We start from the raw sequence: 26,925 nt of genomic DNA, 5'->3' as shown, positions 1-26,925 counted from the left end.
GCCGGGGCCTCCGGGCTGGGGGTTCCGGGAACGTGTATTTGCGGGCCCTGGGGGCCCACAAATACACGGCAGCTTCCCGGAACCCCCAGCCCTCCGGCCCCGTCACCTCCCGTCGGTGGCCCGCTCCCCCCGGAGGCAGCGTCCGTAGGTGGCCCGCCTCGCGTTCGTCTCGTGGCCCCCGGTGGCCCGGTTCGGATTCCTGGTGGGTTGCGTCGACGTGGCCTTTCCGTGCCCGGACGGGCGGTAGCGCAGTTGCCTTCGCGTAGCGTTGTTCCTATGCCGAGATATATGGGGCACTGCCCCTTTTGAGGAGTACGTCGGATGTCGTCTGACTTCTTCATTCCGGACCCCGAGGGCCGCATTCCCAGCGCCGAGGGCTACTTCGGTGCCTTCGGTGGCAAGTTCATTCCCGAGGCGCTGGTCGCCGCGGTGGACGAGGTCGCCGCCGAGTACGAGAAGGCCAAGGCCGACCCGGCCTTCGCGGCCGAGCTGGAGGACCTGCTCGTCAACTACACGGGCCGGCCGAGCTCCCTCACCGAGGTGACCCGGTTCGCGGAGCACGCCGGGGGAGCGCGGATCTTCCTCAAGCGGGAGGACCTCAACCACACCGGGTCCCACAAGATCAACAATGTGCTGGGGCAGGCCCTGCTGACCAAGCGCATGGGCAAGACCCGGGTCATCGCCGAGACCGGCGCCGGCCAGCACGGTGTCGCCACCGCGACGGCCTGCGCGCTGTTCGGTCTCGAGTGCGTGATCTACATGGGCGAGATCGACACCGAGCGCCAGGCCCTCAACGTGGCCCGGATGCGGATGCTCGGGGCCGAGGTCGTCGCCGTGAAGTCCGGCAGCCGGACCCTGAAGGACGCGATCAACGAGGCGTTCCGCGACTGGGTCGCCAACGTCGACCGGACGCACTACCTGTTCGGGACGGTCGCGGGGCCGCACCCGTTCCCGGCCATGGTGCGGGACTTCCACCGGGTGATCGGCGTCGAGGCGCGGCGGCAGATCCTGGAGCGCACCGGGCGGCTGCCGGACGCCGTCGCCGCGTGCGTCGGCGGTGGCTCGAACGCCATCGGCCTGTTCCACGCCTTCATCCCGGACGAGAGCGTGCGGCTGGTCGGCCTGGAGGCCGCGGGCCACGGTGTCGAGTCCGGTGAGCACGCCGCCACCCTGAGCGTCGGCGAGCCCGGCATCCTGCACGGCTCCCGCAGCTACGTCCTCCAGGACGACGAGGGCCAGATCACCGAGCCGTACTCGATCTCGGCCGGACTGGACTACCCGGGCATCGGCCCCGAGCACTCGTACCTGAAGGACGCCGGCCGCGCCGAGTACCGGCCGGTCACGGACGACCAGGCGATGCAGGCGCTGCGGCTGCTCTCGGAGACCGAGGGCATCATCCCGGCGATCGAGAGCGCCCACGCCCTGCACGGGGCGCTGGAGCTCGGCCGGGAGCTGGGGCCGGACGGGCTGGTGCTCGTCAATCTCTCCGGCCGCGGCGACAAGGACATGGACACCGCTGCCCGGTACTTCGGGCTGTACGACCCGACGGACGCCGTCGAGGCCGACGAGACCGAGGGGACCGAGTGATGGCGGGAAACGTGGAGCTGCTGGGTTCCGTGCTGGCCCGGGCGAAGGAGGAGGGCCGGTCCGCGCTCGTCGGCTATCTGCCGGCCGGGTTCCCGACCGTCGACGCCGGTGTCCGGGCCGTCACCGCGATGGTCGAGGGCGGCTGCGACATCGTCGAGGTCGGTCTGCCGCACAGCGACCCGGTCCTGGACGGCCCGGTCATCCAGACCGCCGACGACATCGCCCTCCGGGGCGGGGTGCGGATCGCCGACGTGGTGCGGACGGTCCGTGAGGCGCACGCCGCGACCGGCGCGCCGGTGCTGTGCATGACGTACTGGAACCCCGTCGACCGCTACGGCCCCGAGCGGTTCGCCGCCGAGCTGGCCGAGGCCGGGGGAGCGGGTTGCATCCTGCCCGACCTGCCGGTCGAGGAGTCCGAGGTGTGGCGGAAGGCCGCCGAGCAGCACGGTCTGGCGACGGTCTTCGTGGTCGCGCCCAGCAGCCGTGACGAGCGGCTCGCCAGGATCACCGCGGTGGGCACCGGCTTCGTCTACGCGGCCTCGCTGATGGGCGTCACCGGCACCCGGGAGTCGGTCGGGGAGCAGGCCCAGGACCTGGTGCGGCGCACCAGGGCGACCACCGCGCTGCCGGTCTGCGTCGGGCTCGGAGTCTCCGACGCGGACCAGGCCGCGCAGGTCGCCCGGTTCGCGGACGGGGTGATCGTCGGATCCGCCTTCGTCAAGCGGCTGCTCGACGCCCCGGACCTGGAGACCGGGCTCGCCGGGGTCCGGACGCTCGCGGGCGAGCTGGCGGAGGGCGTCCGCCGACGCGGCTGACTCGCCCATAAGGGTGGATCTGCAACCGGGGAGGCCGCTTCCGGCCTCCCCGGTTCGTTCCTTCAGGGTGTGAGTGACAAGAACCGAGAGGGAAAGCGCAGCGCCCGCGAGCGGCTGCAGGAAGAGCGCGAGCGGGAGAGGTCCCGGGACAAGCGCAAGCGGGCGCTGATCGTCGGCGCCGCCGGGGTGGCGGTGCTCGGCATCGCCGCGGCCATCGGTGTCGCGGTCAGCAGCACCGGGAGCGACGACGAGGCCGAGGGCCCCGTGGTCGCGCCGACCGGGGCGAACGGCGAGGACAGCCTGGCGATCCCGGTGGGGAAGCCCGCCGCGCCGTCGGTGCTCACGGTCTACGAGGACTTCCGCTGCCCGGCGTGCGCCCAGTTCGAGCGGGGCTTCCGCAGCACCGTCCACGAGCTGGAGCGCGCGGGCCGGCTCCGGGCCCAGTACCACCTGGTCACCATCATCGACGGCAATCTGGGCGGCCGGGGTTCGCTGAACGCGGCCAACGCGGCGGCCTGCGCCCAGGACGCCGGCAAGTTCCAGCCGTATCACGACGTGCTCTACGACAATCAGCCGCCGGAGCAGAACGACGCCTTCGCCAACAAGGACTATCTGATCGAGCTGGCGGGCAAGGTGCCCGGCCTGGTCACCGACACGTTCCGCACCTGCGTCGAGGACGGCTCCCACGACGCCTGGGTGCAGAAGGCCAACGAGGCCTTCACCAGCTCCAACCGCCAGGGCACCCCGACCGTGCTGCTCAACGGCAAGGACGTCTACAGCAACCAGCAGGATCCGCTGACCCCGCAGAAGCTGAAGAAGGCCGTCGAGGACGCCGCGAAGTCCGCATCTCCCACGGGACAGTAGGGACACAAGGGGCTGACGTTACGCAGCCGTTGCCGGGCGGATTGCCGCACTTCCCGTCCGGCACGGTAGCGTCGGTGTCGCCATGGACCTCGCATACATTCCCAGCCCGTCGACCGGCGTGATCTACCTCGGACCGATCCCGCTGCGCGGCTACGCGTTCTGCATCATCCTCGGCGTCTTCGTCGCCGTCTGGCTCGGCAACCGCCGCTGGGTCGCGCGCGGCGGCCTGTCCGGGACCGTCGCCGACATCGCCGTCTGGGCGGTGCCGTTCGGCCTGGTCGGCGGCCGCCTCTACCACGTGATCACCACGTACGAGCCGTACTTCGGCAAGAACGGGAACCCGGTCGACGCCTTCAAGATCTGGGAGGGCGGCCTCGGCATCTGGGGCGCCATCGCCCTCGGCGCGGTCGGCGCCTGGATCGGCTGCCGGCGCCGGGGCATCCCGCTCCCCGCGTACGCGGACGCGGTCGCGCCCGGTATCGCGCTCGCTCAGGCGCTCGGCCGCTGGGGCAACTGGTTCAACCAGGAGCTCTACGGCAAGCCGACCGACGTGCCCTGGGCCCTGAAGATCGACGCCAACCCCGGCGCGGGCAAGATCGCCGGCACCTACCACCCGACGTTCCTGTACGAGTCGCTGTGGTGCGTCGGTGTGGCCCTGCTGGTCATCTGGGCGGACCGCCGCTTCAAGCTCGGCCACGGCCGGGCGTTCGCGCTGTACGTCGCCGCCTACACGGTGGGCCGCGGCTGGATCGAGTACATGCGGATCGACGAGGCCCACCACATCCTGGGGGTCCGTCTCAACGTGTGGACGTCGATCCTCGTGTTCCTGGCCGCCGTCGGCTACATGATCGTCGCCGCCCGGAAGTTCCCGGGGCGCGAGGCCGTGGTCGAGCCCGCGGCGGAAGAGGCCCGCGCGGAGGACGTCGCCGGCGACGGGGATGCCGAGGGCTCGCCCGCGGCGAAGTCCGCCACGAAGGCCACGAAGGCCACGCAGGGCGCGACGGCTGTGAAGGCCACGAAGGACGTGAAGACCTCGAAGGACGCGGCGCAGGCCACGGCCGGCGGGAAGAGTGCGAAGCCCGGGACCTCCGGCGGCGCCGCCGGGGAGAAGGGCGCTGCCGCCCAGGAGAAGGGCAAGGGCACCGGGTCCGAGGCGTCGGAGTCCGAGTCCTCCAAGAAGCCCTGACCCTCGCCGCACGGCACTCCGCACCACCTGACGACCGCCGGTCCGCACACAGCGGGCCGGCGGTCGTCGTGTGCCGGGGGCGGCGCCCGCACTGGCCGCCGCCCCGACTTTTTCCCGCCCCGAGACGAAACCGCAGGTCACAGCGGTAAGTTCGGCCTTCCTTGCTGGCGGATCACGGTTCTCGTGCGTAGTTTCGAAGGCATGGGGGAGAGCAACAGGCCCTTCCCGGGAAGGGAGACCCACCGATCATGTCCGTCCTCGACAACGCCGCCGCCCTGCACGATTCCCATCGCGACAACCACACCCACCGGGACGTCAACGGTGGCTGGCTGCGGCCCGCGGTCTTCGGCGCGATGGACGGACTGGTCTCCAACCTCGCCCTGATCACCGGCGTGGCGGGCGGCGACGTCTCGTCGAAGACGCTGGTCATCACCGGTCTGGCCGGTCTGGCCGCCGGGGCCTTCTCGATGGCGGCGGGCGAGTACACCTCGGTCGCCTCCCAGCGCGAGCTGGTCCTGGCCGAGCTGGAGGTGGAGCGGCGCGAGTTGCGCAAGCACCCCAAGGACGAGCAGCAGGAGCTGGCCGAGCTCTATGTCTCGCGCGGGGTCGAGCCGGGCCTCGCCGCCGAGGTCGCCCGGCAGCTGTCCACCGACCCCGAGCAGGCCCTGGAGATCCACGCGCGGGAGGAGCTGGGCATCGACCCGGGAGACCTGCCCTCGCCCGCGGTCGCCGCCGTCTCGTCCTTCGGATCGTTCGCGGTGGGCGCGCTGCTGCCGGTCCTGCCCTACCTGCTCGGCGCGGTCGCCCTGTGGCCCGCGGTGCTGCTGGCGCTGCTGGGCCTCTTTGCCTGCGGCGCCGTCGTGGCCAGGGTCACTGCCCGCTCCTGGTGGTACAGCGGGCTCCGACAGCTGATACTGGGCGGAACCGCTGCCGCGGTCACCTTCGGGCTCGGTGCGCTGTTCGGCACCGCCGTCGGATAGGCACCCGCGGGAGCGGACGTGCACGACCAGGTTGTTTCGGCAGTTCAGTGTTTCTGAACGGTTTCAGTCCGGCAACGAGCGGGCATGAGCCGAAAGCGCTGCGGGCAGAGTCGCCTGTCGCGCCCGGGGCCCAGGATGGCGACCCGTCCGTACACGGCCCCTCATCCACCAGTATCCGTGGTGTCCGCATTGTGAAATGAGGGATCCGCTTCTTGGGAAGCGGGCCATCATGTAGCCTGCACGAAATTTTGCGCAGAGGGCCAACGTCGTCCCTCGGCACTGACACTGCCACGACGACGACGGGAGAGCCGATGCGTTCCGCGTCCACGCACTCCGCGACCGGTGACACCACCGCCTGGTCGCCCCTGGACGAGCGCCCCGCTCCGCAGGGCCTTTACGACCCTCGCAATGAGCACGACGCCTGCGGCGTCGGTTTCGTGGCGAACCTCACCGGCGAGGCCGGCCACGAGCTCGTGGAGCAGGCGCTCACCGTGCTGCGCAACCTGGAGCACCGCGGCGCCACCGGCTCCGAGCCGGACTCCGGCGACGGCGCGGGCATCCTGCTCCAGGTTCCGGACGCGTTTCTGCGCGAGAACGTCTCCTTCGAGCTCCCCGAGGCCGGCGCCTACGCCGTCGGCATCGCCTTCCTGCCCGCCGACGGGACCGAGGGCGCCGCTGCGGCGGCCCGGATCGAGACCATCGCCGGTGAGCAGGGCCTGACCGTCCTCGGCTGGCGCGAGGTCCCCGTCGCCCCCGAGCTGCTCGGCAGCGGCGCCCGCGCCACCATGCCCGCCTTCTCCCAGCTGTTCGTCGCGGACCGGGACGGCGCGGCCACCGGCATCGCGCTGGACCGCAAGGCGTTCCTGCTGCGCAAGCGCGCCGAGCGCGAGGCCGGCGTCTACTTCCCGTCGCTCTCCGCCCGGACCCTGGTCTACAAGGGCATGCTCACCACCGGACAGCTGGAGCCGTTCTTCCCGGACCTGTCCGACCGCCGCTTCGCGACCGCCGTCGCGCTGGTCCACTCGCGGTTCTCCACCAACACCTTCCCGAGCTGGCCGCTCGCCCACCCGTACCGGTTCGTCGCGCACAACGGTGAGATCAACACCGTCCAGGGCAACCGCAACTGGATGCGGGCCCGCGAGTCCCAGCTCGGCAGCGACCTGTTCGGCGGCCTGGAGCAGACCTTCCCGGTCTGCACCCCCGACGCCTCCGACTCCGCCTCCTTCGACGAGGTCCTGGAGCTGCTCCACCTCGGCGGCCGGTCCCTGCCGCACGCGGTCCTGATGATGGTCCCCGAGGCGTGGGAGAACAGCCCCACCATGGACCCGGCCCGCCGCGCCTTCTACCAGTACCACTCCACGATGATGGAGCCCTGGGACGGCCCGGCCTGCGTCACCTTCACCGACGGCGTCCAGGTCGGCGCGGTCCTCGACCGCAACGGGCTGCGCCCCGGCCGCTACTGGGTCACCGACGACGGCCTGGTCGTGCTCTCCTCCGAGGTCGGCGTGCTGGACATCGACCCGGCCAAGGTCGTCCGCAAGGGCCGCCTCCAGCCCGGCCGGATGTTCCTCGTGGACACCGCCGAGCACCGCATCATCGAGGACGACGAGATCAAGGCCCAGCTCGCCGCCGAGCAGCCGTACGGCGAATGGCTGGAGAGCGGTCTGATCGACCTCGAGGACCTGCCCGAGCGCGAGCACATCGTGCACACCCACGCCTCGGTCACCCGCCGCCAGCAGACCTTCGGCTACACCGAGGAGGAGCTGCGGGTCCTGCTCGCGCCGATGGCCCGCACCGGCGCCGAGCCGATCGGCTCCATGGGCACCGACTCGCCGATCGCCGCGCTCTCCGAGCGGCCGCGGCTGCTGTTCGACTACTTCACCCAGCTGTTCGCGCAGGTCACCAACCCGCCGCTGGACGCCATCCGCGAGGAGCTCGTCACCTCGCTGATCTCCTCGCTCGGCCCGCAGGGCAACCTGCTGGACCCGACCGCCGCGTCCTGTCGCAGCGTCACCCTGCCGTTCCCGGTGATCGACAACGACGAGCTGGCCAAGCTCATCCACATCAACGCCGACGGCGACCTGCCCGGCTTCAAGGCCACCACGCTCTCCGGTCTCTACCGGGTCAGCGGCGGCGGCGAGTCGCTGGCCGCCCGGATCGAGGAGATCTGCGCCGAGGCCGAATCCGCGATCGCCGGCGGCGCCCACCTCATCGTGCTCTCCGACCGGCACTCCGACGCCGAGCACGCGCCGATCCCGTCGCTGCTGCTCACCTCCGCGGTGCACCACCACCTCATCCGCACCAAGCAGCGCACCCGGGTGGGGCTGCTCGTCGAGGCCGGCGACGTCCGCGAGGTGCACCACATCGCGCTGCTCATCGGGTACGGCGCCGCCGCCGTCAACCCGTACCTCGCGATGGAGTCGGTCGAGGACCTGGTCCGCGCCGGGACGTTCCTCCCGGACGCCGACCCCGAGACCGCCATCCGCAACCTCATCAAGGCGCTCGGCAAGGGCGTGCTCAAGGTGATGTCCAAGATGGGCATCTCCACCGTCGCCTCCTACCGCGGCGCGCAGGTCTTCGAGGCCGTCGGCCTGGACGAGTCGTTCGTCGACACCTACTTCCACGGCACCACCACCAAGATCGGTGGCGCGGGCCTGGACGTCGTCGCCCGCGAGGTCGCCGAGCGGCACGCCAAGGCCTACCCGGCCTCCGGCATCGCCCCGGCGCACCGCACGCTGGACATCGGCGGCGAGTACCAGTGGCGCCGCGAGGGCGAGCCGCACCTGTTCGACCCGGACACGGTCTTCCGGCTCCAGCACGCCACCCGCGCCCGCCGCTACGACATCTTCAAGCAGTACACGCAGCGGATCGACGAGCAGGCCGAGCGCCTGATGACGCTCCGCGGCCTGTTCGGCTTCAAGAGCGACCGCGAGCCGATCCCCGTCGACGAGGTCGAGCCCGTCAGCGAGATCGTCAAGCGCTTCTCCACCGGCGCCATGTCGTACGGCTCCATCTCGCAGGAGGCGCACGAGACCCTCGCCATCGCCATGAACCAGCTGGGCGGCAAGTCCAACACCGGTGAGGGCGGCGAGGACCCGGAGCGCCTGTACGACCCGGCGCGCCGCTCCTCCATCAAGCAGGTCGCCTCCGGCCGCTTCGGCGTGACCAGCGAATACCTGGTCAACTCCGACGACATCCAGATCAAGATGGCGCAGGGCGCCAAGCCCGGCGAGGGCGGCCAGCTGCCCGGCCACAAGGTGTACCCGTGGGTCGCGAAGACCCGGCACTCGACGCCGGGCGTGGGGCTCATCTCCCCGCCGCCGCACCACGACATCTACTCCATCGAGGACCTGGCCCAGCTGATCCACGACCTGAAGAACGCCAACCCCCGGGCGCGCATTCACGTCAAGCTGGTCTCCGAGGTCGGTGTCGGCACCGTCGCCGCGGGTGTGTCCAAGGCACACGCGGACGTCGTGCTCATCTCCGGCCACGACGGCGGCACCGGCGCCTCGCCGCTCACCTCGCTGAAGCACGCGGGCGGCCCCTGGGAGCTCGGCCTCGCCGAGACCCAGCAGACGCTGCTGCTCAACGGCCTGCGCGACCGCATCGTGGTGCAGACCGACGGCCAGCTGAAGACCGGCCGCGACGTGGTCATCGCCGCGCTGCTCGGCGCCGAGGAGTTCGGCTTCGCGACCGCCCCGCTGGTGGTCTCCGGCTGCGTCATGATGCGCGTCTGCCACCTGGACACCTGCCCGGTCGGCATCGCCACCCAGAACCCGGTGCTGCGCGAGCGCTACAACGGCAAGGCCGAGTTCGTGGTGAACTTCTTCCAGTTCATCGCCGAGGAGGTCCGTGAGCTCCTCGCCGAGCTGGGCTTCCGCACCCTGGAGGAGGCCGTCGGCCACGCCGAACTCCTCGACACCCAGCGGGCGGTGAACCACTGGAAGGCGCAGGGCCTGGACCTGGAGCCGCTGCTCCACGTGCCGGACCTGCCGGCCGGAGCCGTCCGCCACCAGGTCATCGAGCAGGACCACGGTCTGGAGAAGGCGCTCGACAACCAGCTGATCAAGCTGGCGGCCGACGCGCTGACCGCGGACTCGGCCGAGGCGGCGCAGCCCGTCCGCGGCCAGCTCGCCATCCGCAACATCAACCGCACCGTCGGCACCATGCTGGGCCACGAGGTGACGAAGAAGTTCGGCGGCGCGGGTCTGCCGGACGACACCATCGACATCACCTTCACCGGCTCCGCGGGCCAGTCGTTCGGCGCCTTCGTGCCGCGCGGCGTCACCCTGCGGCTGGAGGGCGACGCCAACGACTACGTCGGCAAGGGCCTCTCCGGCGGCCGGCTGGTGGTCCGCCCGGACCGCGGCGCCGACCACCTCGCCGAGTACTCGACCATCGCGGGCAACACCATCGCGTACGGCGCGACCGGCGGCGAGATCTACCTCCGCGGCCGGGTCGGCGAGCGCTTCTGCGTCCGCAACTCCGGCGCCACCGTGGTGTCCGAGGGCGTGGGCGACCACGGCTGCGAGTACATGACCGGCGGCAACGCCGTCGTGCTCGGGGACACCGGACGGAACTTCGCGGCCGGCATGTCGGGCGGCTTCGCCTACGTGATCGACCTCGACCCGGCCAACGTCAACAAGGAACTCATCTCGGCCGTCGGCCCGCTGAACGCCGACGACCAGCAGTGGCTGCACGGTGCCGTGCAGCGCCACCAGGAGGAGACCGGATCCACGGTCGCCGAGAAGCTGCTCGCCGACTGGGAGTCCGCGGTCACCCGGTTCAGCAAGGTCACCCCGGCCACCTACAAGGCCGTGCTCGCCGCCAAGGACGCCGCCGAGCGTGCCGGACTCTCCGAGTCCGAGACCCACGAGAAGATGATGGAGGCGGCGACCCATGGCTGACCCGAAGGGCTTTCTCACCACCGGCCGCGAGGTCGCCGAGACGCGTCCCGTGTCGGAGCGCGTCAAGGACTGGAACGAGGTCTACAAGCCGGGCTCGCTGCTGCCCATCATCAGCAAGCAGGCCAGTCGCTGCATGGACTGCGGCATCCCGTTCTGCCACAACGGCTGTCCGCTGGGGAACCTCATCCCCGAGTGGAACGACTACGCCTACCGCGAGGACTGGGCCGAGGCGAGCGAGCGGCTGCACGCGACCAACAACTTCCCGGAGTTCACCGGGCGGCTGTGCCCGGCTCCGTGCGAGTCGGCGTGCGTGCTGGGCATCAACCAGCCTCCGGTGACCATCAAGAACGTCGAGGTCACCATCATCGACAAGGCGTGGGACTCCGGTGACGTCACCCCGCAGCCGCCCGAGCGGCTGTCGGGCAAGACCGTCGCGGTCATCGGCTCGGGCCCGGCGGGCCTGGCCGCCGCCCAGCAGCTGACCCGGGCCGGCCACACGGTCGCGGTGTACGAGCGCGCCGACCGCATCGGCGGCCTGCTGCGCTACGGCATCCCCGAGTTCAAGATGGAGAAGCGCCACATCAACCGCCGCATCGAGCAGATGCGCGCGGAGGGCACCAAGTTCCGCACCGAGGTGGAGATCGGCCGCGACATCGACGCGGCGAAGCTCCGCAAGCGGTACGACGCGGTGGTCATCGCGGCCGGCTCCACCACGGCGCGCGACCTGCCGGTGCCGGGGCGCGAGCTGAACGGCATCCACCAGGCGATGGAGTACCTGCCGCTCTCCAACAAGGTGCAGGAGGGCGACTTCGTCGCCCCGCCGATCACCGCCGAGGGCAAGCACGTCGTCGTCATCGGCGGCGGTGACACCGGCGCCGACTGCGTCGGCACCGCCCACCGCCAGGGCGCCGCCTCGGTCACCCAGCTGGAGATCATGGCCAAGCCGGGCACGGAGCGGAACGCCAACCAGCCGTGGCCGACCTTCCCGATGCTCTACAAGGTCACCTCCGCGCACGAGGAGGGCGGCGAGCGGGTCTACTCCGTCTCCACCACCCGCTTCGAGGGCGACGAGGACGGGAACGTGCAGTTCCTGCACCTGGTCGAGGTCGAGTTCAAGGACGGCAGGCCGGAGCCGAAGCCGGGCACCGAGCGGAAGATCCCGGCCCAGCTCGTCACGCTGGCCATGGGCTTCACCGGCACCGACCAGGAGAACGGCCTCGTCCAGCAGTTCGGCCTGGAGCTGGACGCCCGCGGCAACGTCGCGCGCGACGCCGACTTCGCGACCAACGTGCCCGGCGTCTACGTCGCCGGTGACGCGGGCCGCGGCCAGTCGCTCATCGTGTGGGCGATCGCCGAGGGCCGCTCGGCGGCCAAGGGCGTCGACCGCTTCCTGACCGGCCACAGCGCCCTGCCCGCCCCCATCCGACCGACGGACCGGGCGCTCACCGTCTGAGCCCCCCTCCGTCCGACCGCCTCCGGCCGACGGATCCGGCGCTCACCGCACGAGCCCGGTTCCGTCCCGAGGTGTCCCGTACAACGTCGTACGGAACAATCCGCGGCGCCTGTCTCCCCGACCGTAGGCAGGCGCCGTGGGCTGTCCGGGGGCGGCCGGTGCGGTGCTCTGCCGGTATTCCGGCCACCGCCCGCCCGCTCACCGCAAGCTGCCGATGCGCGGGAGGGGGCCGGGGCCGGAGGGGTGGGGGTTCCGGAAGCTTCCGTGCATTTGTGGCCCCAGGGCCGTAAATATACGTTCCGGAACCCCCACCCCGCAGGCCTCGGCCCCCGGCCCATCCGCAACCCGCGCGGCACGGCCCCGCTCATCGCACCGGCCCCGCCCACCCGCGGGCGGTGGGCCCCGGCCCGGCTCAGCGCACGGCCAGCCGCTCCCCGGTCGCCGCGTCCACCACCGTGCGGTCCCCGACCGCATTGCGCAGCCGCACCGTGACCGGGTCGATGAGCAACTGGTCCGTGCAGACGTCGACGTCCTTCGGCTTCTCCCAGCCCGCCACCACGACGAGCCGGTCCGTCTCGCGTACCCGGGCGCCCCAGTCCGTGACGCACGCCCCGTGACCCACCCGGAGCGTGAGCGCGGGCCCCGCCGCGCCGCTCGGGCGCTCGGCACCCTCCAGCGGGAGCAGATCGGCATGGCGCCCGGGCACCGGGCCCACATCCGGCCAGTCGCGTTCGATCCGGTCGGCCCGGGCCTCGAAGCGGGCGCCGTCCGCGGGCGCGGCCGAATCGCCGCTGCCGCAGCCCGCCGTCCCCACGGCCAGGGCCAGCAGCGCGGCCGCCGCCACCGCAGCTGAGCGCATCGTTCCTCCCGCCGCCGGGGGTGACGGACCCCTGTCCTGCCGCGCCCGGCCGCGGCCCGGGTGCGGTGGCCCGACGGACGTCCGCCTCCTGCCGCGGGGGCGCCGGCGCGCTCATCGGCGTCCTCTGCGCGAGATCGGACGTCCGCCCCCTGCCGCCGGGGCGCCGGCACCCCGCCGTTCCGCCCGCGGTGCGGTGGGCGTCCCCGGGGCCGGGGGAGCGGCCCCAGCCGGGCCCGTCAGACCGCGTAGACCCGTTCGACGAACTCCGCCATCATGGCGTCCGGGATGTTCCGGGCGAGATTGGTCTCGCTGATCATGCCGACCAGCCGGTGGCCGTCCCGCACGTCGATCACCGGCAACCGCTTGATCTGGTGGGTCTCCATCGTCTCCAGGGCCTCGGTGATGGAGGCGTCCGCGTCGATCCAGAACAGCTGCCCGGCGAAGGCTCCGGCCCGCACGTTCCCCGGGGACATCCCTTCGGCGACACAGCGCACGGCGATGTCCCGGTCGGTGATCATGCCCTTGAGCCGGTTGTCCTCACCGCAGATGGGGACGCACCCCACGTCGAGATCGCGCATCATGCGGGCGGCGTCGAGGAGCGTCTCGCTCTCCCCGACGCACTGCGTGCCCTGGTGCATGACGTCGCGGGCCTTCATGGTTTCTGTCGTGGCCATGGTTCGTCCTTCCCTTCGGTGCGCTCCTTCTCCGCCAGATCCTTGAACTGGCGGAGGTCGTTCCGTACGAGTCGTTCGATCGCACTGGCCTGCGCGAATCCCTTCGGCCCGCCGAATTCCTCCTTGACCGTGTCCGGGTCGTACTCGACCCGGACCTGGATCCGGGTGTGCTCGGGGTCGAGCGGCAGGATGGAGAACGTGCCCGCCAGATGCGGGGCGCCGTTCATGGTGCGCCACATCATCAGCCGCCCCTGGCCGCGGTCGAGGATCTCTGCGTCGAGCTCGTAGACCCGGTCCCCGGCGTGGATGTCCAGGTGCGCCCGGTGCCTGCCCTCCGTCCGTGCCTCCCGGACGCCGCCCATGAACCGGGGGTAGTCCTCGACACGGTGCAGACGGTCCCAGGCCACCCGCGCGGGGACGTCGATGTCGATCTGCTCTTCGAGCGTGCTCATCGGAGACCTCCAACCTGCTATCCAGGTTGCTCCGCCCCGGCAGGGGATGCGAATCGGCCCCGGGCCGCCCACCGCCCCGCGCAACCCCGGTGGCGGGCGGGGACGCCGCACCGGTACGGCGTTCAGGTGTCGCAGTCGAGCACCGTGCGGCACAGCCCGCAGCGCACCCGCGTCCGCCCGCGGACGGGCACCCGGATGCGCTGCAGACAGGTGGGGCAGGGGAAGGTCACCCGCAGCGGGGAACCGCCCTCGAAGCGGTAGCCGCCACCGGGCGGGTGCGCCGCCCGGCCGCCGTGACCGTGCGGCGGCGCAACGGGCCGGCCGCCCTGGGCCGCCCGGCGCTCCCGGGCGTACCGGAGCCGCCCGGCCCAGCCGCAGGCGGTCAGCGGGGGCTGCTCCTCGTCGCGGTGGGCGAGCGCGCGGCCGGCGGTGTACGCGGTGTACGCCTGCGGGCTGGTGAACCAGGGCGACGGGTCCTCTCCGAAGACCCGGGCCCGCTTGGCCAGCACGTACCCGAACTCCTCCGGCGTGAGATACCCCAGCTTCTGCGAGGTGACGGCGTCCTCGCGGAAGGCGTCCAGCAGCAGCCAGCCGGCCCCGAGGTAGGCGGCGGCGGTGTCCGTCAGGATCTCGTTGTCGCGGGTGCCGGGGAACGACAGGTCCAGGCGGTGCAGATAAATGTGCATCACCTCATGGGCGAGGGCCGCGCCGATGTCCTCGCGGTGGTCCCGGAACCGGCTGTTGAGCTCGGTGAAGTACTCCGGACCGGCGGTGAGTTCGACGTTCGCGGCGTGGTGCATGTCGCGGAAGCTCACGATGATGCGGGCTTCCGGCAGGCGCAGGTGCTGCACCATCGTGCGGGCCACCCGCTGGGCGCCGAGGTGCAGGTCGTCGGCGTCGGCGAAGGCCACCTCGGCCGGCAGCACGCTCGCCGGGAAGCTGTGCACCGTGTCGGGGGAGAGCCGCTGGTAGAGCGCGGTGATGGCCGACCGCACGGTCTCGATGTGCGGAAAGCCGTGCACCACGTCGCTGCCCGTTCCCGTTCCCACAGGTCAACTGTACGGTCGCTCGGCCCATAGTGGACGGAATGCGCCGCCGGGCGTGCTTGTCCTGAAATGGGCTTCGGAAATGGCTTGTTGGCGCCTCTTGTTGCGTACGTCACTCTCTCCTCATAATCCAAGGGCGCGTCTTGTGGACTCATCCCCCCAGGGTCCGGAACGCCTGCGGTGTGCTGCCGTCACCCAACGGAACCCCTTCGGCGGTCCCTTCCGGATCCCTGAATTGGCATGAGCCTGCCAAGAATGCGGGAGACCCCCCACGAAAGGACTTCCGTTGAAGACCCTCGCCAGATCCCTGAAGAGATGCCTCGCCGCCGGCGCCGTCGTGCTGGCCGCCTTCACCCTCCAGCCGGGCACCGCCGAGGCCCGGCCCGCCACCGGAACCGCCGGCCCGCCCGTCGTCGGCGGCACCCGCGCCGCCCAGGGCGAGTTCCCCTGGATGGTGCGCCTGTCCATGGGGTGCGGCGGCGCCCTCTACACCAAGACCATCGTGCTGACCGCGGCCCACTGCGTGAACGGCTCCGGCAGCAACAGCAGCATCACCGCCACCGCCGGCGTCGTCGACCTCCAGGCCGCCGGTGCCATCAAGGTCAAGTCCACCCGGGTCCTCCAGGCCCCCGGCTACAACGGCACCGGCAAGGACTGGGCGCTGATCAAGCTCGCCCGGCCCATCGACCTGCCCACCCTGGCCATCGCCCGCACCACCGCCTACGACCAGGGCGACTTCACCGTCGCCGGCTGGGGCGCGGCCCGTGAGGGCGGCGGCCAGCAGCGGTACCTCCTCAAGGCCACCGTGCCCTTCGTCGACGACGCCACCTGCCGGAGCGCCTACTCCGACCTGGTCCCCGGCGAGGAGATCTGCGCCGGGTTCATGGACCAGGGCGGGGTCGACACCTGCCAGGGTGACTCCGGCGGCCCCATGTTCCGCAAGGACGGATCCGGCGCCTGGATCCAGGTCGGCATAGTCAGCTGGGGCGAGGGCTGCGCCCGGCCCGGCAAGCCCGGCGTCTACACCCAGGTGAGCCGCTTCGCGGCGGACATCGCGGCCGGCGCGAGCCAACTCGGCGGCTGACCACCGAACACCCCCGGGGAGACCCACCGGCGGGAGCCCCTGAGGAGCGCCACCGGCAGAAGCCAGGGGGAGCGGCCGGCCACCGCGGGGAAGCGACCGGCGCCCGTGCCGAGCACGGGCGCCGGTTCGTGCCCGCGGCAGCCGCACACCGTCCGCATCACCCCCGGCCGCCGCTACCGGGTCGCGTTCCGCTACGAGAACGAGGCGGCGGGCCAGTACGCGTGGGTCACCGCCGTCGATGCGCCGGAGACGCGGGAACTCGACCGCATGCCGCTGCCCGTCGCGACCTCTCCCGCCGCCCTGGAGTACGAGTTCACCGCACCCGCCGAGGCGGCGCCTGGGCCGGGCTCCGCACGACCGGCGACAGCGGTACCGCGGAATTCCCCCCGGACGGCTTCACCGTCGACGAACTCGGGTATCACCCAGGTGCCTCGGGCCGGTCCGCTCCTCGTCGCGGACCGGCCCACGGCACGCCCGGCGCTCTCCGGCAGGCGGCCGGTCCAGGCGGGAGGACCAGCGGCCGGAGCGGGACCCGGGGCGAGGGAGCGTGCCATGTACCGGACCTCGTCCCCGGGGGACCGCACTGTGGTCGGGCGGCAAAGGGAGGAGGACGCTCCTGTTACCGTGACCGCAGGTACCTCCGCCGTGACGCGCAACCGGGAGACCCGCTCGATGACCGATCAGTCCGTGAACAGCTCCCCGCTCGACGACGAAGCCGTCCGGGCCGAACTCGAGCGGTTGCGCAACAGCATCGACAACATCGATGCGGCCGTCGTCCATATGCTGGCCGAGCGCTTCAAGTGCACCCAGCAGGTCGGCCGCCTCAAGGCCACGCACGAGCTGCCCCCGGCCGACCCGGCGCGCGAGGCACGGCAGATCGCCCGTCTCCGCGAACTCGCCGAGAGCGCCAAGCTGGATCCGGCCTTCGCCGAGAAACTGCTCAATTTCATCATCGCGGAGGTCATCCGCCACCACGAGACGATCGCCCGCGGCTGAGACCTGGTCCCGGCCCGGCGGGGCATGCCCCGCCGGGGGACCGTCCGGCAGGCCCCAGGCCCCAGGCCCCAGGCCCCAGGCCCCAGACCCCAGACCCCAGACCCCAGGCCCCAGGCCCGCCGTCAGGCTCCGCGCCTGAGCCCGCCGCTCGCCGGGCCCCCGACACCCCGGCCCTGCGCACCGCCGTCGTCAACTCCGCTGCACCGTCCACCGGCCATGCGGCAGCATGGCAGCCATGTCCGTACTCACGCGCGACGAAGCGCAGATCCGCGCCCGCATACTCGAAGTCCACCGCTGCACCGTCGACCTCGATCTGACGCGCGGCGACGAGCTGTTCGGCTCGACCACCGTCCTGCGCTTCACCGCGCGCGAGGCCGCGGACACCTTCGTCGAGCTGCGCCCCGCCGCTCTCCACCGCGCGGTGCTCGACGGGCGGGAACTCGACCCGGCCGGCCTCGCCGACGGGCGGCTGCCGCTCACCGGGCTCACCGCGGGCGACCACGAGCTGCGCGTCGAGGCCGACATGCGCTACTCCCGCACCGGTGAGGGCATGCACCGCTTCACCGACCCGGCCGACGGCGAGACGTACCTGTACTCCATGTGCGGCATGGCCGAGGCGCCGGCCGTCTTCGCCGCCTTCGACCAGCCCGACCTCAAGGCCGTCTTCGAGGTCGCCGTCACCGCGCCCCCGGCCTGGACGGTGCTCGGCAACGGCATCGCCGACCGCCCCGCCGAGGGCCGCTGGACGTTCACCCCCACCCCGCCGATCAGCACCTACCTGCTGGCGTTCGCCGCCGGGCCGTACCACTCGGTCCGGGCCGAGCACCGCGGCCTGCCGCTCGGCCTCCACGTACGGCGGTCGCTCGCCCCCCACCTCGACACCGACGCCGACGAAATCCTGGACATCACCCGCCGCTGCTTCGACCGCTACCGGGACATCTTCGACGAGCCCTACCCGTTCGACTCCTACGACCAGGCCTTCGTCCCGGAGTTCAACTTCGGCGCCATGGAGAACCCCGGACTCGTCCTCTTCCGCGACGAGTTCATCCACCGCTCCGCCGTCACCGACACCGAGCGGCAGACCCGGGCCATGGTGATCGCCCACGAGATGGCCCACATGTGGTTCGGCAACCTGGTGACCCTCACCTGGTGGGACGACATCTGGCTGAACGAGTCCTTCGCCGAGTACCTGGGCTTCCAGATCCTCACCGAGGCCACCTCCTACACCGGGACCTGGACCGACTTCGCGGTCACCCGCAAGAGCTGGGGCTACGACGCCGACCAGCGCCCCTCCACGCACCCCGTCGCGCCCGAACCCGACGCCGTCCCGGACACCGTCGCCGCACAGCTCAACTTCGACGGCATCTCCTACGCCAAGGGCGCCGCCGCCCTCCGGCAGCTCGTCGCCTGGCTCGGCGAGAAGGTCTTCCTCAGCGGCATCAACGACCACTTCGCCCGCCACCGGTTCGGCAACGCCACCCTGGCCGACTTCATCGACTCGCTGTCCCGCGCCTCCGGCAGGGACGTGCGGGCCTGGGCCGACCGCTGGCTGCGCACCACCGGCATCGACACCCTCACCCCGGCGGTCGAGGCGGACGGCGCCGACTGGCGGCTGGCGGTCCGGCACAGCGGCAGCCGGCCGCACCGGATCACCGTCGGCGCCTATGCGCACGCGCCCGCCGATCCGGGCCGGCTCGCGCTCCGGGACCGCTTCGAGCTCGACATCCCGAGGGACGGCGACCCTGTCCCGCTCACCTTCGCAGGCCCCCGCCCGGACCTGCTCCTCCTCAACGACCAGGACCTCGGCTACACCAAGATCCGCCTCGACCCCGGATCCTGGGAGACGGCCGTCCGGTCCCTCTCCGGGCTGCCCGACCCGCTCACCCGGGCGGTGCTCTGGAACGCCGCCCGCGACATGGTCCGCGACGGCGAACTGCCGCCCGCCGCCTACCTCGACGCGGCCCGCACCCACCTGCCCCGGGAGACCGACACCGCGATCGTCCAAGGCGTGCTGGCCTTCGCCCGCACCTGGATCGCCGACCGTTTCCTCCCGCCGGAGGACCGCCCCGCCGCGCTGACCGCCCTCACCCGGATCTGCCGGGACCTGCTCCGGCTCACCGAGGACGGATCGGCGCCCGGGCTGCGGCTCACCGCCGTCCGCACCTTCATCGACAGCTCCGTCGACCCCGACACCCTGCGCGACTGGCTGACGGCGGGCGCCGTCCCCGGCAGCCCCGAACTCGACCCCCAGCTGCGCTGGCGGATCCTCGGCAGGCTGGCCGTCCTCGGCGCGGCGACCCCGGCGGACATCGACGCCGAACTCGACCGGGATCCCGGCGCCACCGGCCGGGAAGGGGCCGCCCGCTGCCGGGCCGCGCTTCCGGACCCGCAGGCCAAGGAGGCGGCCTGGGTGGCCATGTTCGACAGCGACGAGTTGTCCACCTACCTGGTCGCGGCGACCGCCGACGGCTTCTGGCACCCCGAACAGCACGACCTCCTGCGGGACTACGTGCCCCGCTGGTTCCCCGCCGCGCTGGCCGCCGCCGAACGCCGCGGCCCCGCCGTCGCCGACGCCCTGGGCCGCCACGGCTTCCCGGCCGTGGTGGCCGACGCGGACACACTGCGGCTGGGGGAGAAGCACCTGGCCGCCGCCCGGCCCGTCCCGGCGCTGCACCGCAAGCTGACCGACCTCCTCGACGACCTGCGGCGCGCCCTGCGCGTACGGGACGGGGCGGCCACTCCCGGCTGACCTGCCGGAACGCGCCGGAGGGGGACCCGGGGCCGGGCTCCCTCCGGCGGGGCGGCGGGAGCCCGGCGCCCCCCGCTCGGGTGCCGGGGCGGCGGGAGCACTTCCGGCCGGCACCCGCACTCGTACCCGGAGCAGGGCGTCCCGCCCGCGGTCCGACCCATCCGGGCCCCTGTGAACACGCTGCGCATCCCGTCCGTCACTCCAGGAATTCGGCATGCGCCATTCCGGATTCCCGTGCTTGACCATGACACCGTGTGAGGCGCTGGACTCGGAGGCACCATGTTCACCATCGGAGACTTCGCCCGCCACGGCCGCGTATCGGTCCGCATGCTGCGCCACTACGACGCGATCGGACTGCTGACCCCCGCCCGCGTCGACCCCGCCACCGGCTACCGCTTCTACACCGCGGCCCAGCTCGCCCGGCTCAACCGCATCATCGCCGTCAAGGACCTCGGCTTCACCCTTCAGAAGGTGCGGGCCATCCTCGACGAAGAGGTCGGAGCCGAGGAGCTGCGCGGCATGCTGCGGCTGCGCAAGGCGGAGCTCGAGGAGGCGATGGCCGCCGCCGCGGGGCGCCTGGCCCAGGTCGAGGCGAGGCTCCGGTCCATCGAGAGCGAGGGACACATGCCCGCCGACGACATTGTGCTCAAGAGCATCCCCCCGGTGCGGGTCGCCGAGCTCACCGGCACCGCCGCGAGCTACGGGCCCCAGGACATCGGCCCCGTCATCCAGCCCCTCTACGAGGAGCTGTGCCGCCGCCTGGCCGCTGCAGGGGTGACCCCCTCCGGCCCCGGCATCGCCTACTACGAGGACTCCTCGGACGGCGGGGGCTCGATCCTCGTTCACGCCGGGCTGACCGTCACCGGGGACCCGGGCGACGGCCACGGCTTCGCCGTCGTCGACCTGCCCGCCATCGACAGTGCCGCCACCATCGTGCACCGCGGCTCCCTGCAGGGCGTGATGCCGACGGCCCAGACCCTGGCCCGCTGGATCGACACCAACGGCTACCGCTCCGCCGGATACGCACGCGAGGTCTACCTCGAATGCCCGGAGGACATCGACGCGTGGGTGACCGAACTCCAGGAACCGGTCACACCCGCCTGAGGGGGCGTTGCACGATGCCCGCCCGGGTCGCGACGGCCCGGGCGTTCATCGTGCGAGGACCCCTGAACCAGACGCCCTCGTGGCACGTAATTCCCTGTGGAGTCCACACCCCTGACGGTGCGTCCGGTCCGCTCCCCACGAGCGGCCGGACCACCGTCCTCCTCCGCCGGCCGGGGAGCCCCGCAGCCCGCCCCCGAAGGCACACCCCCCCAACGCTGCCGCGCCACCCCCCGTCCTCTACCAGCCGACGTAATCCGACGTCCAAGCCCCGGACAGCAGTCCCCCTTTCGAGTCCGATCACCGTGCTTGGCCGGGCTTCATCCGCCATGCTTGCTCAGACTCGAGTGCGCCCGGCCCACGCACCCGGTCCGCCCGAACGCCCCACCACCCGAGGGACACACCATGCCCACGCCCCCCGACGGCACCCCCCTCACGCCGCTCGCCGGAGGCACCGACGGCCCACGGCAGCTCCGCCCCCTCCTGGACACCGTCCTGGAAGCGCTCGCGTCCGGCACCGCCGCCCGCGGCGGCCCCTTCCCCTCCGGCGGCCCCGACACGGTCGCCCACCGGATAAGGACCGCGGCCGAACCGCTCATCCCCGAAACCGGCATCGGCTCCCACCCCGCGCTCCGGTCCCTCGTCCACGCCCTCGCCGAGGGCGCCGCCGACCCGGCCGACCCGCACTGCGCGGCCCACCTGCACTGCCCGCCGCTCGCCGTCGCCGCTGCCGCCGAACTCGCCGCCGCCGCACTCAACCCCTCCATGGACTCCTGGGACCAGGCCCCCGCCGCCTCCACCCTCGAATCCCTCGTCTGCCGCGGGCTGGCCACCGAGGTGTTCCCGCACGGCGGCGCCCCCGACGCGCTCGTCACCACCGGCGGCACCGAGTCCAACCAGCTCGCCCTGCTGATCACCCGCGAACTCACCCGGGACCGCGGGCCCCTCCAGGTCGTCTGCGGAGCCAACGCCCACCACAGCGTGCGCCGCGCCGCCTGGCTCCTCGGCCTGCCCCGGCCCGTCGTCCTCCCCACCCCCGCCGGCATCCTCAGCCCCACCGCCCTCGACGCCGCCCTCGGCCGGCTGAACGGCCCCGGCCTCGCCATCGCCACCGCGGGCACCACCGACACCGGCGAGATCGACCCGCTGCCCCAGCTCGCCGACGTCTGCGCCGCCCACGGCACCCGGTTCCACGTCGACGCCGCCTACGGCGGACCGCTCCTCTTCAGCCACACCCTGCGCAACCGGCTCGACGGCCTCTCCCGCGCCGACTCCGTCACCCTCGACCTGCACAAACTCGGCTGGCAGCCGGTCGCCGCCGGGCTCCTCACCGTCCCCGACACCGCCGTGCTCGCCACCCTCGACCACCAGGAGGACTACCTCAACGCCCCCGACGACACCGAGGCCGGCATCCCCGACCTCCTCGGCCGCTCCCTGCGCACCACCCGGCGCCCCGACATCCTCAAGATGGCCGTCACCCTGCGCGCCCTCGGCCGCACCGGGCTCGCCGAACTCGTCGACCACACCTGCGCCGCAGCCCAGCGCCTCGCCGACCTCGTCGAGGCCCGCCCCGACTTCGTCCTCTACGAGCGGCCGACCCTCAGCACCGTCCTCTTCCGGCCCGACGGGGCCACCGACGAGCAGGTGGCCGCCGCCCGCCGCAGCCTGCTCACCGAGGGCCGCGTCGTCCTCGGCCGCGCCCACGCCACGGACCACCGGGACGGCACCGAACGGCTCTGGTTCAAGGCCACCGTCCTCAACCCGCACACCCGGCCGCCCGACCTGGAGGCCCTGCTCAAGATCGTGGAAGGAAGCACCGCGAGATGACCACCGAGAACGATCAGCCCCTGGACCTGGTGGGCATCGGCATCGGCCCGTGCAACCTCTCCCTGGCCGCCCTCGCCCACGGCGTGCCCGGACTGCGCAGCGCCTTCTACGACCAGCGGCCGTCCTTCCAGTGGCATCCCGGCCTGCTCATCGAGGGCGCCACCCTCCAAGTGCCGTTCCTGGCCGACCTCGTCACCATCGCCGACCCCGCCAGCCCCTGGTCGTTCCTCAACTACCTCAAGACCCGCGAGCGGCTCTTCCCCTTCTACTTCGCCGAGCGCTTCCACATCCAGCGCACCGAGTACGACGCCTACTGCCGCTGGGTCAGCGAACAGCTCCCCGGACTCCACTTCGGCCACCACGTCGACGCCGTCCGCCGGGACCCCGAACGCGGCCTGTTCGAAGTCGACTTCACCCAGCTCGGCCCGGACGGCGAAGCCGAGGCCCTGGGCCGCACCTACGCCCGCAACCTCGTCCTCGGCATCGGCACCACCCCCTACGTCCCCGAGCCGCTGCGCCCGCTCACCGACGCACCGGACGTCCCCGTCGTCCACTCCTCCGACTACCTCGCCCACCGGGACCGGCTGCTCCGCGGCGACCACCTCACGGTGATCGGCGCCGGCCAGTCCGGTGCCGAGGTCTTCCTCGACCTGCTGCGGGCCCGCCCCGCCGGGCGCGAGCGGCTGACCTGGCTCGCCCGGACCCCCGCCTTCGCGCCCATGGAGTACAGCAAGCTGGGCCTGGAGCAGTTCACCCCCGACTACACCCGTTTCTTCCACGGCCTCGCCCAGCCGGTGCGGGACGAGCTGCTGCCGCGGCAGTGGCAGCTCCACAAGGGCATCGACCACGAGACCCTCGCCGCCATCCACGACGAGCTGTACCGGCGCACCCTGCACGGCGGCTGGCCGGACGCCGTGCTCACCCCGGGCGTCTCCGTGCGCACCGCCGGACGCGTCGCCACCACCCAGGTCGAACTCCACCTGGAACACGGACAGCAGGGCACCCGCAGCCGGCTCACCACCGACGGCGTCGTCCTGGCCACGGGCTACCGGGAGAGCCGCCTCGACACGGTCCTCGGCCCGCTGGACGCCTATGTGCACCGGGACGCCGCCGACCGGCCGCAGATCGACGAGCAGTACCGGCTCGTCCTGGACCGCGGCGTGCAGGGCTCGGTCCACGTGCAGAACGCCGAGCGGCACACGCACGGCGTCGGCGCCCCCGACCTCGGCCTGATGGCCTGGCGCAGCGCCGTCATCCTCAACTCGCTCCTCGGCAGGACGGCCTACCCGCTGCCGTCGCGCACCGCCTTCACCACCTTCGGCCTGACCCCGGGGCCGGGCAGCGGACAGGTGCCCGACCAGCGCGGCCGACTCGTGCGCACCCGGGCCTGACCGCACCGCGGGACCGGCCCCGGCGCGGGTGGCACGCCGGGCGCCGGGAGCCCCGGGGCGGAAGCACCCCGGGGCTCCCGGCTCCCGCCCATCGGCCGCCGTCAGAAGACCGGGGTGCCCTCCCGGGTCAGCCGCCAGTCCACCGCGGCGAACCGCGCGCCGTCGATGGTGCCCTTCGCCTTCACCCAGGCGATGATCGTGTTGCGGATCTCGTCGGAGTTCGCCCACAGCTGCCGCGCCTTGGCGATGTGCGGGAAGTTGCCGCCGCCGCTCGCCCGGTAGTTGTTCACCGCCAGCACGAACTGCGCCTTCTCGTCCAGCGGCCTGCCGTCGTAGGTCAGCTTGGTGATCCGGGACCCCGGCTCCCGGGCGATGTCGATCTCGTAGGCGAGGCCGCCGATGACGTCGTAGTTGTAGTCCGGGGTGTTCCCGGCGTTGGTCAGCTTCGCCGGGTCCACCTCGCCGCCGGCCGGGGTGGTGACGTAGTACCGGGCCGAGAACTCCAGGTACTCCTTGAGCTGGGCGCCGGTCAGCAGCCGCGCCTCCAGGGTGTTCTCGAACGGGTACAGCCCGGCGACCTCGCGGATCGTGACCTTCCCCGCCGGGATCGCCGCCGTGCGGGAGAAGCAGGACGCCTGGGAGAGCACGGGCAGCGCCGCGTGCTCGGTGCCGGCGAGGGCCGCCTTCACCGTCTCGGCCTGGACGTGGTTGATGAAGTCGAGGACCGGGACGTCCTTGTACGGGGCCTCGGCCGCGGCCATCGCGGCGGTGGAGGTGCCGATCACCTGGTTCACATACCGCACCACCTTCGTGTGCTCGTCGCCGAGCAGCCGGGTGATCCGCCGGTCCTCGGCGGCGGCGTTGGAGTTCAGCACCTTCGCGGAGACCGACTCCACCGCCCAGCGGCCCTTCCGCCACACCAGGCCGAAGTCGAAGGTTGTCAGCCGCTGGCCCCACTTCAGCGGCTCGGACAGCACGACCTCCCGGCCGGTCTCCTTGTTGGTGACCCGGTACTCGGGGATCTCGGTGTGCGCGTGGCCGACGAGGATCGCGTCGATGCCCGGCACCTGCTCGGCGACGAGCGCCGCCGCGTTCTCGATGTGCGGCAGCTGGTCGCCGTACGAGGAGGTGCCGCTGCTGCCCGAGTGCGCGGACACGATCACCACGTCGGCACCCATCGACCGCAGCCGCGGCACGTACTTCGCCGCCTGCTCCTCCAGCCCGGGGAAGGTCATCCTCCCCTGCACGTTGGCCTTGTCCCAGATCGCGATCCCGGGGTTGGTGAGCCCCAGGACGGCGACCTTCACGGTGCGGCCGCACGGGGTGCGCAGCCGGGTCATCCAGTACGGCGGGAACGCGGGGGCCCCGGTCCGCGCGTCGAGCGCGTTGGCGCCGAGGAGCGGGAAGTCGCACTGCTCCTCGAACTTCCGCAGCACCGGAATGCCGTAGTTGAACTCGTGGTTGCCCAGCGCCGCCGCGTCGTACCCGATGGCGTTCATGGCCTGCGCCATGGGGTGGACCGGGCCGCCCGCGCCGGTGATCGGGTCGACCTTGGCGTAGTAGTAGGAGAGCTGGGTGCCCTGGATGGTGTCGCCCGCGTCGATCAGCAGGGTGTTGTGCCGGCCCTTCTCCTTGCGGACCTGCTCGACCAGGGTGGAGATCTTGGCGAGGCCGACGTCGTTGTGGTCCTTGTCGTCGAACTCCTTGTCCGTGAAGTAGTCCCAGTTGAAGACGTTGCCGTGCAGATCGGTGGTGCCCATGACGGTGAAGGAGTACCGCTGCGGGGGACGGCCGCGGCCGTGGCCCCGGGCCTCCGCGGGCACGGCGGCGCCCGCGAGGGCGACCCCCGCCCCGGTCGCCGCGGTGCGGCCCAGGAACTTCCTTCGGTCGATCGACATCTACGGGCTCCTTGTTCAGCTGTCTGCGCGTCCGGGAATACGACGCGCGTAGATTCTGGCCCGGCGCGCCCCGCCCGCAACAGCCCCGCCGGATCTCTCTTCGGTGACGGACCGGCCCCGGCAGCGCGCGCCAACTGCCCCTGTTCCGCCGGGACATGGCACGGGGCTCCACGCCGGAGGCCGCCGCCGCCCTGCCACAGTGGGCGGCATGACCACACCCGAACCCGCCCCGTACGGCACCCCCGAGAACCCCCGCGTCGCCGTCCGCGGCGAAGCCCGCCTGGAGGCGGACCCCGAACTCGCCCGCATCTCCGTCACCGTCGAGGCCCGGGGCAGCGACCGGAAGGCGGCACTCGACGACCTCGCCCGCCGCAATACCGCCGTCCTCGACCTCGTCACGTCCTACGGCGAGGCGGTGCACAAGCTGGAGACCGGCTCCTTCGTCATCACCCCGGAACTGGCCCAGAAGGGCCGCGGGGAACGCGTCAAGGCCTACCACGGCCGGGTCCACATCACCGCCACCCTCACCGACTTCACCGTCCTCGGCGACGTCGTCACCCGCCTCGCCGACCTCGATCTCACCACCGTCAGCGGCCCCTGGTGGTCCCTGCGCCCCGGCTCGACCGTCCACCGGGACGTCCGGCAGCGGGCCGTGCGCGCCGCGGTCCGGCGCGCCCGGGAGTACGCGGAGGCGCTCGACGCCCGCCTGGTGGCGCTGGTCGAACTCGCCGACGAGGGAGCCGAGAGCACCGCCCCCACCCCGCGCGCCCCCGGCCGGCCGGGCGGACCCCCGCCCCAGGGACTCGCCGGCGCCTCCCCGGGCCCGGTCCTGGACCTCCAGCCGCAGCGGCAGACCGTCTACGCCCGGGTCAACGCCCGGTTCATCATGTCGCCCCCACAGCTCTGAGGGGTCCCGACCGCTCCGAAACCGATGGCCATACCCGGCGGCCCGGCAGCACAAACACACTTTCTGTTAAGGAAGTTGAGCGCGGCCGGGCCGCTGTGCGTATTGGATGGTGTGAGGTGCTATGTAAAGAAAGGTGAGGCTGACCTAAC

General features: G+C 72.3%; 19 protein-coding genes. 14 read left to right on the top strand and 5 right to left on the bottom strand.

Annotated elements, in window-relative coordinates; translation table 11 throughout:
- Positions 1-321: 321 nt before the first annotated feature.
- The 7 genes from trpB (at position 322) to ACFYYR_RS22030 (ending at position 11,792) form a co-directional block, all read left to right on the top strand.
- On the top strand, positions 322-1,587 hold the full coding sequence (trpB, locus tag ACFYYR_RS22060; RefSeq protein ID WP_388856035.1) for a tryptophan synthase subunit beta: 1,266 nt from the start codon (positions 322-324) through the stop codon (positions 1,585-1,587).
- Complete coding sequence (gene trpA / locus ACFYYR_RS22055) at positions 1,587-2,402, top strand: tryptophan synthase subunit alpha (RefSeq protein WP_388856032.1); 816 nt, start codon at positions 1,587-1,589, stop codon at positions 2,400-2,402. Before trpB ends, trpA begins: the two co-directional genes overlap by 1 nt.
- 69 nt (positions 2,403-2,471) lie before the next feature.
- A complete protein-coding gene (locus tag ACFYYR_RS22050; protein ID WP_388856029.1) occupies positions 2,472-3,266 on the top strand; it encodes a DsbA family protein in 795 nt (264 codons plus the stop codon).
- 82 nt (positions 3,267-3,348) lie between these two features.
- The gene (gene lgt / locus ACFYYR_RS22045; protein ID WP_388856026.1) at positions 3,349-4,452 is read left to right on the top strand and encodes a prolipoprotein diacylglyceryl transferase; all 1,104 of its coding nucleotides are present in this window, start codon (positions 3,349-3,351) and stop codon (positions 4,450-4,452) included.
- Between the two features lie 248 nt (positions 4,453-4,700).
- A complete protein-coding gene (locus ACFYYR_RS22040) occupies positions 4,701-5,432 on the top strand; it encodes a VIT1/CCC1 transporter family protein (RefSeq protein ID WP_388856023.1) in 732 nt (243 codons plus the stop codon).
- 311 nt (positions 5,433-5,743) lie between these two features.
- Positions 5,744-10,339, top strand: coding sequence for a glutamate synthase large subunit (gene gltB, locus ACFYYR_RS22035; protein WP_388856020.1), 4,596 nt, complete (start codon positions 5,744-5,746; stop codon positions 10,337-10,339).
- Complete coding sequence (locus tag ACFYYR_RS22030) at positions 10,332-11,792, top strand: glutamate synthase subunit beta (protein WP_388856017.1); 1,461 nt, start codon at positions 10,332-10,334, stop codon at positions 11,790-11,792. The genes gltB and ACFYYR_RS22030 overlap by 8 nt, the downstream gene beginning before the upstream one ends.
- A gap of 412 nt (positions 11,793-12,204) precedes the next feature.
- Here the strand turns inward: ACFYYR_RS22030 and ACFYYR_RS22025 are convergent, their stop codons facing one another.
- The 4 genes from ACFYYR_RS22025 to ACFYYR_RS22010 all read right to left on the bottom strand — a co-directional run bounded on the left by ACFYYR_RS22025 (position 12,205) and on the right by ACFYYR_RS22010 (position 14,826).
- Entirely contained in the window at positions 12,205-12,651 is a 447-nt protein-coding gene (locus ACFYYR_RS22025) for a hypothetical protein (RefSeq protein ID WP_388856014.1), read from the bottom strand.
- Between the two features lie 236 nt (positions 12,652-12,887).
- Positions 12,888-13,325 carry a CBS domain-containing protein gene (locus ACFYYR_RS22020; protein ID WP_388856011.1) on the bottom strand — a complete coding sequence of 146 codons (438 nt, stop codon included), beginning with the start codon at positions 13,323-13,325 and terminating at the stop codon, positions 12,888-12,890.
- Positions 13,304-13,777, bottom strand: coding sequence for an SRPBCC family protein (locus tag ACFYYR_RS22015; RefSeq protein ID WP_388856008.1), 474 nt, complete (start codon positions 13,775-13,777; stop codon positions 13,304-13,306). The genes ACFYYR_RS22020 and ACFYYR_RS22015 overlap by 22 nt, the downstream gene beginning before the upstream one ends.
- 122 nt (positions 13,778-13,899) lie before the next feature.
- On the bottom strand, positions 13,900-14,826 hold the full coding sequence (locus ACFYYR_RS22010) for a hypothetical protein (protein ID WP_388856005.1): 927 nt from the start codon (positions 14,824-14,826) through the stop codon (positions 13,900-13,902).
- 283 nt (positions 14,827-15,109) lie between these two features.
- Between ACFYYR_RS22010 and ACFYYR_RS22005 the strand changes: the two genes are divergently transcribed.
- The 6 genes from ACFYYR_RS22005 to ACFYYR_RS21980 all read left to right on the top strand — a co-directional run bounded on the left by ACFYYR_RS22005 (position 15,110) and on the right by ACFYYR_RS21980 (position 23,971).
- Positions 15,110-15,907 carry a serine protease gene (locus tag ACFYYR_RS22005; protein ID WP_388856002.1) on the top strand — a complete coding sequence of 266 codons (798 nt, stop codon included), beginning with the start codon at positions 15,110-15,112 and terminating at the stop codon, positions 15,905-15,907.
- 672 nt (positions 15,908-16,579) lie between these two features.
- Complete coding sequence (locus tag ACFYYR_RS22000) at positions 16,580-16,903, top strand: chorismate mutase (protein ID WP_351507127.1); 324 nt, start codon at positions 16,580-16,582, stop codon at positions 16,901-16,903.
- Positions 16,904-17,138: 235 nt separating this feature from the next.
- Positions 17,139-19,652, top strand: a complete 2,514-nt coding sequence (gene pepN, locus ACFYYR_RS21995) for an aminopeptidase N (protein ID WP_388855998.1) — start codon at positions 17,139-17,141, stop codon at positions 19,650-19,652.
- Positions 19,653-19,931: 279 nt separating this feature from the next.
- Positions 19,932-20,756 carry a MerR family transcriptional regulator gene (locus ACFYYR_RS21990; RefSeq protein ID WP_388855995.1) on the top strand — a complete coding sequence of 275 codons (825 nt, stop codon included), beginning with the start codon at positions 19,932-19,934 and terminating at the stop codon, positions 20,754-20,756.
- A gap of 402 nt (positions 20,757-21,158) precedes the next feature.
- Entirely contained in the window at positions 21,159-22,580 is a 1,422-nt protein-coding gene (locus ACFYYR_RS21985) for a pyridoxal phosphate-dependent decarboxylase family protein (protein ID WP_388855992.1), read from the top strand.
- Positions 22,577-23,971: a lysine N(6)-hydroxylase/L-ornithine N(5)-oxygenase family protein gene (locus tag ACFYYR_RS21980; RefSeq protein ID WP_388855989.1), complete on the top strand. Its 1,395-nt coding sequence runs from the start codon at positions 22,577-22,579 to the stop codon at positions 23,969-23,971. Before ACFYYR_RS21985 ends, ACFYYR_RS21980 begins: the two co-directional genes overlap by 4 nt.
- 101 nt (positions 23,972-24,072) lie before the next feature.
- Here ACFYYR_RS21980 and ACFYYR_RS21975 read toward each other — a convergent pair whose 3' ends face one another.
- A complete protein-coding gene (locus ACFYYR_RS21975; RefSeq protein ID WP_388855986.1) occupies positions 24,073-25,869 on the bottom strand; it encodes a bifunctional metallophosphatase/5'-nucleotidase in 1,797 nt (598 codons plus the stop codon).
- 208 nt (positions 25,870-26,077) lie between these two features.
- Here ACFYYR_RS21975 and ACFYYR_RS21970 point away from each other — a divergent pair, with 208 nt between their 5' ends.
- Entirely contained in the window at positions 26,078-26,776 is a 699-nt protein-coding gene (locus tag ACFYYR_RS21970) for an SIMPL domain-containing protein (RefSeq protein WP_388855983.1), read from the top strand.
- Positions 26,777-26,925: the final 149 nt, after the last annotated feature.

This window comes from Streptomyces sp. NPDC001922, from assembly GCF_042891165.1.
Lineage (GTDB): Bacteria > Actinomycetota > Actinomycetes > Streptomycetales > Streptomycetaceae > Streptomyces.
The sequence above is the reverse complement of the archived record's forward strand: the minus strand, read 5'-3'. Positions and strand labels throughout refer to the sequence as shown.